This window comes from Corynebacterium sp. ACRPZ (assembly GCF_022346205.1).
GTDB classification, from domain to species: Bacteria; Actinomycetota; Actinomycetes; order Mycobacteriales; family Mycobacteriaceae; genus Corynebacterium; species Corynebacterium lehmanniae.
This window is the reverse complement of the sequence record NZ_JAKRMR010000026.1, coordinates 1-6187: the sequence shown is the minus strand read 5'-3', so window position 1 is coordinate 6187 and position 6187 is coordinate 1. Positions and strand designations below refer to the sequence as shown.

Below are 6187 nucleotides of genomic sequence, written 5' to 3'. Positions count from 1 at the left end.
CCTCCCACCCACGAAACCAGCCTGCCCCCACGCGTGGTGCCCACCGGCGAACCGATCGACCTGGGCGAGATCACCGCCACCCGCGGCGGAAAATCCCGCAAGTGGTGGCAGTTCCGCGCCACCGAGCAGCCCACCTTCACCGCCGGCCCCGTCCATCTGACCGTGCGCCCGGGCCAGGCGCTATGGCTGCGCGGCGACAACGGCGCCGGCAAGACCACGCTGCTGCGCGCGATGGCCGGCCTCGACGGCAACCCTGGCCTCGAGCAGACCCACGGCCTCGGCGCCTCGCTCGCTTTACAGCGCGCTGCCGACCAACTCGCCGAATCCACGGTGGGGGAGTTCGTCGGCGACCCGGACGCCGTCGCCGCACTCGGCCTCGATCCGGAAACCCACCCGCTCGACCTGCCTGCCGCGCACCTGCGTCTGGCTCAGCTCGCCCAGGTCTTCGTCCAGAATCGTCCGCTCGTGCTTCTCGACGAACCGGACGTCGGCCTCGACGCTTCCTCCCGCGACCGCGCCCACACCATCATCGCCCAAGGTCTGCGCCGCGGACAGGCCGTGATCTTCACCTGCCACGACGAGAGCTTCGCTGCGGAGGTGGGGGAGTACGCGGCGGTAAGTGATCCCAAATTCTTTTCAAACCGGATGTGATTATAGATGGGTCGGGTAAATCTCGTTCTACAGTTCGCGGAACCAAAGGTCTAGCTCAGACATGAGGCCTATAGGCGAACAGACACCAAGTTTCCCTCGGTCGTCGTAGTGAAAATGTGATCTTTGAATCATTTCTGATGGGCCAATGACGAAGCCGTCGACGTTTAGAAAGGTTGCACCAACTTGGTACCGATACATGTTTACTTGCGGTACTCCGGAGAGCACATAACTGGGATTGAGAGTGGTTGACGGGAATTTGCATTCGATAATCACACACCGGGTGGCACCCTGAGTTATTACGATGTCCGGACGGGAAGAGCCCACTAAGAACGCGTCTCCGGTTGTTTGTTGAAACGCTTGACCTAACTCTTTATGCACATCAATAGCTTCATAGCTATCCCAAAGATCTCCGCATTCGAGCCAGATTTGGACGTCCGCGCTGCGCCCGCGCAATGTCATGATTGGACCCTTCCCGGACCAAGATAGCGGTCTGAGAGATTCGATACGGAGGTGGAAACGTTCGGCAAGTAGTAAAATCTCTCCCATAACGCTCAACTGAAAAAGTGATTCCACGGGTCCATTCGGCGTGAGCAGTGAGAAGGCTAAGAATTCGGGATCATCATGAAGAAAATAGGAGGCCACACTGCCAGCTTCTAGGAGTGATTTAAGTGGCCAGTCGGCCGCGCTGGCGACGGATCGTGAGTTGACCGGCTCTATATCGCGTAGCCAATCCTCTAAAATTTCCAGACACTGAATCCATCGGCCAGATTCTTCTGTCCTCGCGTTTTGCAAGATCGAGGTCAATTTGTTATCAGCAAGTCGAAGTTGGGTGACTGCCCACTTTGCCGAGGCGGTCACCACGGGGTCAAGATTACGATGCTTCGCCTGGGAGATTATCCGTTTTGGCGGCCACCCTGCCTTTAGGGTTCTGTTCCAATCAACCCTCCCTCGAATCCCGCCAGTTTCAGAGACTTTTTCTGTAGTTACGGGCAAGAGTGATTCCCAAAGCTCTCGGTCGGTCGGCCAATCGGAAGATAGAGTCTGAAGGTAATTCGAAAACACCGTAGCCGACCTCCGGAGTATGTTCGACTGGCTCCAGGAATGATCCGTATTTCCTGTTTGGTTGATCGTCGCTACGCACGAAGCGAATTCAGATTTACCTAGCCAAAGTCGTTGCAGGGCGCGGAGTCCGGTATATGAGAATGCTAAGCCGGACGTATTGTTTACGCCATTAAGGTGTTCAAAGTTCTTTTGATCCATGCATGATCATCTGCTGAAATAGTCGGGACTTTGGTCAAGGCCTGCATTAGAGCTTCTTTTTGAATCGGTTCGAGCCTATTCACCACCGGACCGACTGAAATCACATAGGCCTCGCTGAGCAGTTGTGAGAAATAGTCGTCAGTCGTATCCCCATGCTCCAAACCATTTATTATGTATGTGACCATCGGTATTAACACGCCCGGGCCTACCATTGCTGACGGAAGTTCAAGATGAACTGCGTAGATGGCGGTAAGGCTATCCACAATCGCTGCCTGCCGCGGGCTATCCCCGCAAAGCTTTTCGATTACCGATCGAAACTGATTTTCTCTAATTGGTGGTATAGGTACATGGGCAAACCGGCGAGCCAGGGCCTGCCCCATAGAGAAGACCCTGTAACCGTCGACGCCGTTATATGTTCCGAGCAGGCGCCAGTCGGAACCGGCAACGTACTCCATGTCGCCCGATGGCAGTTTGGAAACTGAGGATCCAATTTCATTCTTCCACCCCAGGATGGCTTTCTTGTCGCCGCTTTCAGACTTTTCTGGGCCGATGGTGACTGGTTCGCCACTTAACCATGTGAGAGTTGCTCCCATGACGCGATCCATATCGGCACGGTTAAATTCGTCGATGACTAGCCATTCATTTCGGCGAATCGAACTTAGAAGGCTACCCTCCTTTAGATGAAGAGTTCCGTCGGTTAGATCCTGCCCCAGAACCAGGTCATCGTATGTCCAGTTTTCCTGCGCCGTCACCCAATTAGACGAAATTGTGCTTCCGCCGAATCCGTAATTCTCTGGTGAATCCGAGATCCGGCGGATTGCGTCCTTAAGGATTTGCGTTTTTCCTGTTCCCGGTGGTCCAACTAAAAGTACTGCTTTTGAAGATTGGATGGATAAATCAACCATCCGCTTCGTTCGATCGTCTATTTCCAGATCGGCTGAAGGAGTGTATTCGTCTCGGACTCGGGTTTCCAGCCTCCGGTTGAATTGCGCAACATTTTTGTCACCGGACAGAGCTGCGCTTCGGAGGCTTTCGAAGGTTTCTAAATCCGAAAAGGGATTAGACTTGTCGCGTCTCGCTAGCTTTGCAGCGAAATCAACTAGAAGCGTCAGGTCGGACGCTCCATCTTCTGCAAACGTCCCTTGATTATATCCTCTTAGGAAGAAAAATGTAGAAAGTTCTTTCTTCACGGTAGTGTTGCGGACCGATCTTAATTCAATGCCGTTTGCACCATTGAATCCAGAAACGTCCAAATCGCCAATTTTGAGGACAGGTTCAGGAAAGAGTTGGGTCGAATCCCAGTGGGCTGCGGTCGCAGACGGAAACCTTTCGAAAACCTGGGGCTCGTCATTTACTACCGATGAAGCTACCGAACGGATAAGAGCTGAAGCCTCGCCCATCAAATTTTGATTTTGAGTGCCCTGGTAGTGAGTAGAAATGCCCATGCCGACAATTCCGATACTGGGAAATCCCATTAAGCGGACGCGCCAACCCTTGTTGCGACGCCCAGCTGGAATTAACTCCGTGTCGGATATGGAAACAGACCGGTACTGGACCGAGCCCACAAACTCGCCGTATCTATCCGGCGTGACTCCTTTCAGCGATAGCCACTCTCTAAAGTCGCGTCTCATCTCTGACCTATACAGATTTCTGTGGCCCGACTCGCTAAACGGGTTGTCAGTGAAATCAACTGACCAAGTAGTGCTTGGACGAATTTCTGTTAAAGCAGCCTTCACTTCGGGTTGTAGATCCGTTTTGTGGGAAGTCAGATATTGGAAGATCACATCTGTTTCGAGTTGCGACAGCATATTGAAAATCTAGTCTAAAGCTTCCTTGAGCGTCATCCCTAGGGCCTCTGCCATCATCGGAGGAACCGCGTTCCCCACCTGAGAGCACCGAGGCACGTCGAACTGTCTTCTGTCACCGTTTACGGTGTAGCGACCTTTGAAATGAAAAGCATCTGGAAACGATTGGAAGCGGGCCATTTCCCGGATCGTGATGTTTCTTGGATGGGAGTAGTGGATAAACTCGTCAGGGTGAGTTGTGATGGTCGAAACGGGTTTGCGTTTGTCAATTAGAAATTTTTTATTTTTCTTTGTTCCCATTGACAGGAGAAACTCCTTCGATAGTCGTCCGGGTGGCTGAGTCTTCAGCGCGGTGTTGTAAAGATTCAGGATTCTTTCCCCGTGTCTACTGAATCTATGAGAATCCGGAATTGCATATTCTTTCGAGTCTTTGCGAAGAAGGTGTTGAAATGCAGACTGTGCGGGCAGATACCTGGAGGAGTTAAATAAAGGGGAGTCGGGACATGGAACCTGCTCCGAGGGGTTGTCCAGGTCGCTTATAGCCTCCCACGCAGTGACGGCATTGGCTGTCGGCAGCCCTCTTTCAGATAGGAATTCTGACCGTGAGGATCGAACTGTAGCGAAGATATCTGACGGGTTGAAAGGAAGGCTATCCAGAACTCCAAGGATAAATACCCTTTGACGGGTTTGGGGGACACCGAAATCAGTTGCTTCCTGTATCGACCAAGAAGCTGCGTATCCCGCATTTTCCAAAAGTTGAACGATCTCATCGGCGGTGGATAGTTTCGGACCTTTGGTAGAGGAAAATGGGCGGGTAATGCCGACCACGTTTTCAATTAAAACCGCGCGTGGTCTAATCAGTTTTACAGTTTCTAGCATCGACATAAATAGTCGATTTCGTATGTCAGTTGGCCGGCGCGCTCCAGCCAATGAGAACCCTTGACAAGGTGGGCCGCCGGCGATTAGATCTACCTCGCCTCTCAGCGAGGTAAGTTTCGAGGTGAAGCCGACTTCACTGAGGAGCGAAGTTATGTCGTGCGGTTTCTTGGGCAACCATGACGGCCAGTCCTGGAAATTCCGGAAAGTCGCCTCGTCGGCGATGAGATTATGATGAAAAGTCTCAAATGCCATCGGGTCTTTTTCGATGGCAAATAGGCCTTGAAATCCGGCCTTGTGCAGTCCTAACGATAAACCGCCACATCCAGCGAATAAGTCGACTGCGTTCAAATTTCCCATGGAGAACATCATGCACGAACCGCATGCTGTTCGCCAAGACGTTCGTAATTTTCCATTATGCTCATGCGTTGCCGCAACTAGGTTGAGCCTAGTCACCGTGTTGATACGTGTTCTGCTGTAGAACCCAAAGGCGGAAAGAGTCTGCAGCGGACGGACGAACTCCAATTCGCGTCGTCACTTTCAGTTCCTGAATCCCAGCGAAGCTGCCGTCGATAAGCAAAGGCTCCTAGAACTCGGCGCGGTCGATGACTTCGCGCAAGGACTTCGCGGAGTGGCGGAATTTTTCCAGCTCGTCGGAGTCTAGGCGTAGCTCGACGACGTTGCGCACGCCGCTGCGGTTGAGGACGGTGGGGGTGCCGATGTAGAGGTCGTCGAGCCCGTATTCGCCCTGCAGGAGCGCGGAGACGGGCAGGACCACGTCCTCGTTGCGCAGGATCGCACGCGTGATGCGGGCGAGTGCGTTGCCGATGCCGAAGGCGGTGTTGCCCTTGCGTTTGATGATGTCGTAGGCGGCGTCGCGGGTGCGGATGAACATCTCGTCGATCTGGGTGTAGATGTCCGGGTTGGTCTCGGCCTCGGTCTCCAGCATGGCGCGCAGCGGCACGCCGCCGACGGAACCGGAGGAGAACACGGGCAGCTCGGTGTCGCCGTGCTCGCCGATGATGTGGGTGTGCACCGCGGACGGGGCGATGTCGAAGTGCAGGCCCAGGTTGTGGCGCCAGCGCGCGGTGTCCAGCACGGTGCCGGAGCCGATGACCTGGTTCGACGGCAGGCCGGTCTGCTTCCAGGTGATGTAGGTGAGCACGTCCACGGGGTTGGTGGCCACGACGTAGATGCCGTTGAAGCCGTTGGTCATGACTTCCTTGTTGATGGACTCGAAGATGGCGGCGTTGCGCGCAATCAGGTCGATGCGCGTCTCCCCGTCGCGCTGCGCCACGCCGGCGCAGTTGACTACGAGTGCGGCGTCGCGGCAGTCCTCGTAGCTGCCCACCGTGACGTCCATGTGATGGCCGGAGAACGGAACGGCGTGGTTGAGGTCCTCAACCTGGGCCCAGACGAGGTCCTCGTTGAGGTCGATAATGGCCAGGTGGTCCGCCAGGCCCTGGTTGACAATTGCGTATGCGAAGGCGGTGCCGACAGCGCCGGCGCCGATAAGGACGATCTTGTTGCCTTGAGTCACGGTCATGTGGCCAAGTGTGTCAGAAGGCGGGCGGTCGCGCGCGGTGGGGTTGGGC

5 protein-coding genes are annotated in these 6187 nt (G+C 54.6%); 1 reads left to right on the top strand and 4 read right to left on the bottom strand.

The genetic code is table 11. From position 1 onward, the window contains the following. The coding region (locus tag MHX64_RS11690; RefSeq protein ID WP_239406334.1) for an ABC transporter ATP-binding protein at window positions 1-651 on the top strand (651 nt) is incomplete at its 5' end. Window positions 652-678: 27 nt separating this feature from the next. On the opposite strand, the gene MHX64_RS11685 is transcribed toward MHX64_RS11690, so the two are convergent. From MHX64_RS11685 to MHX64_RS11670, 4 genes are all read right to left on the bottom strand, one after another. Then, window positions 679-1512 (bottom strand): hypothetical protein, encoded by an 834-nt coding sequence (locus MHX64_RS11685; RefSeq protein ID WP_239357616.1) that lies wholly within the window; start codon window positions 1510-1512, stop codon window positions 679-681. 362 nt (window positions 1513-1874) lie between these two features. After that, window positions 1875-3719 (bottom strand): AAA family ATPase, encoded by a 1845-nt coding sequence (locus MHX64_RS11680; RefSeq protein ID WP_239357615.1) that lies wholly within the window; start codon window positions 3717-3719, stop codon window positions 1875-1877. 9 nt (window positions 3720-3728) lie between these two features. Then, window positions 3729-4952, bottom strand: a complete 1224-nt coding sequence (locus MHX64_RS11675; protein WP_239357614.1) for a DNA cytosine methyltransferase — start codon at window positions 4950-4952, stop codon at window positions 3729-3731. Between the two features lie 226 nt (window positions 4953-5178). Continuing rightward, window positions 5179-6138 (bottom strand): L-lactate dehydrogenase, encoded by a 960-nt coding sequence (locus MHX64_RS11670; protein WP_239357612.1) that lies wholly within the window; start codon window positions 6136-6138, stop codon window positions 5179-5181. Window positions 6139-6187 lie beyond the last annotated feature (49 nt).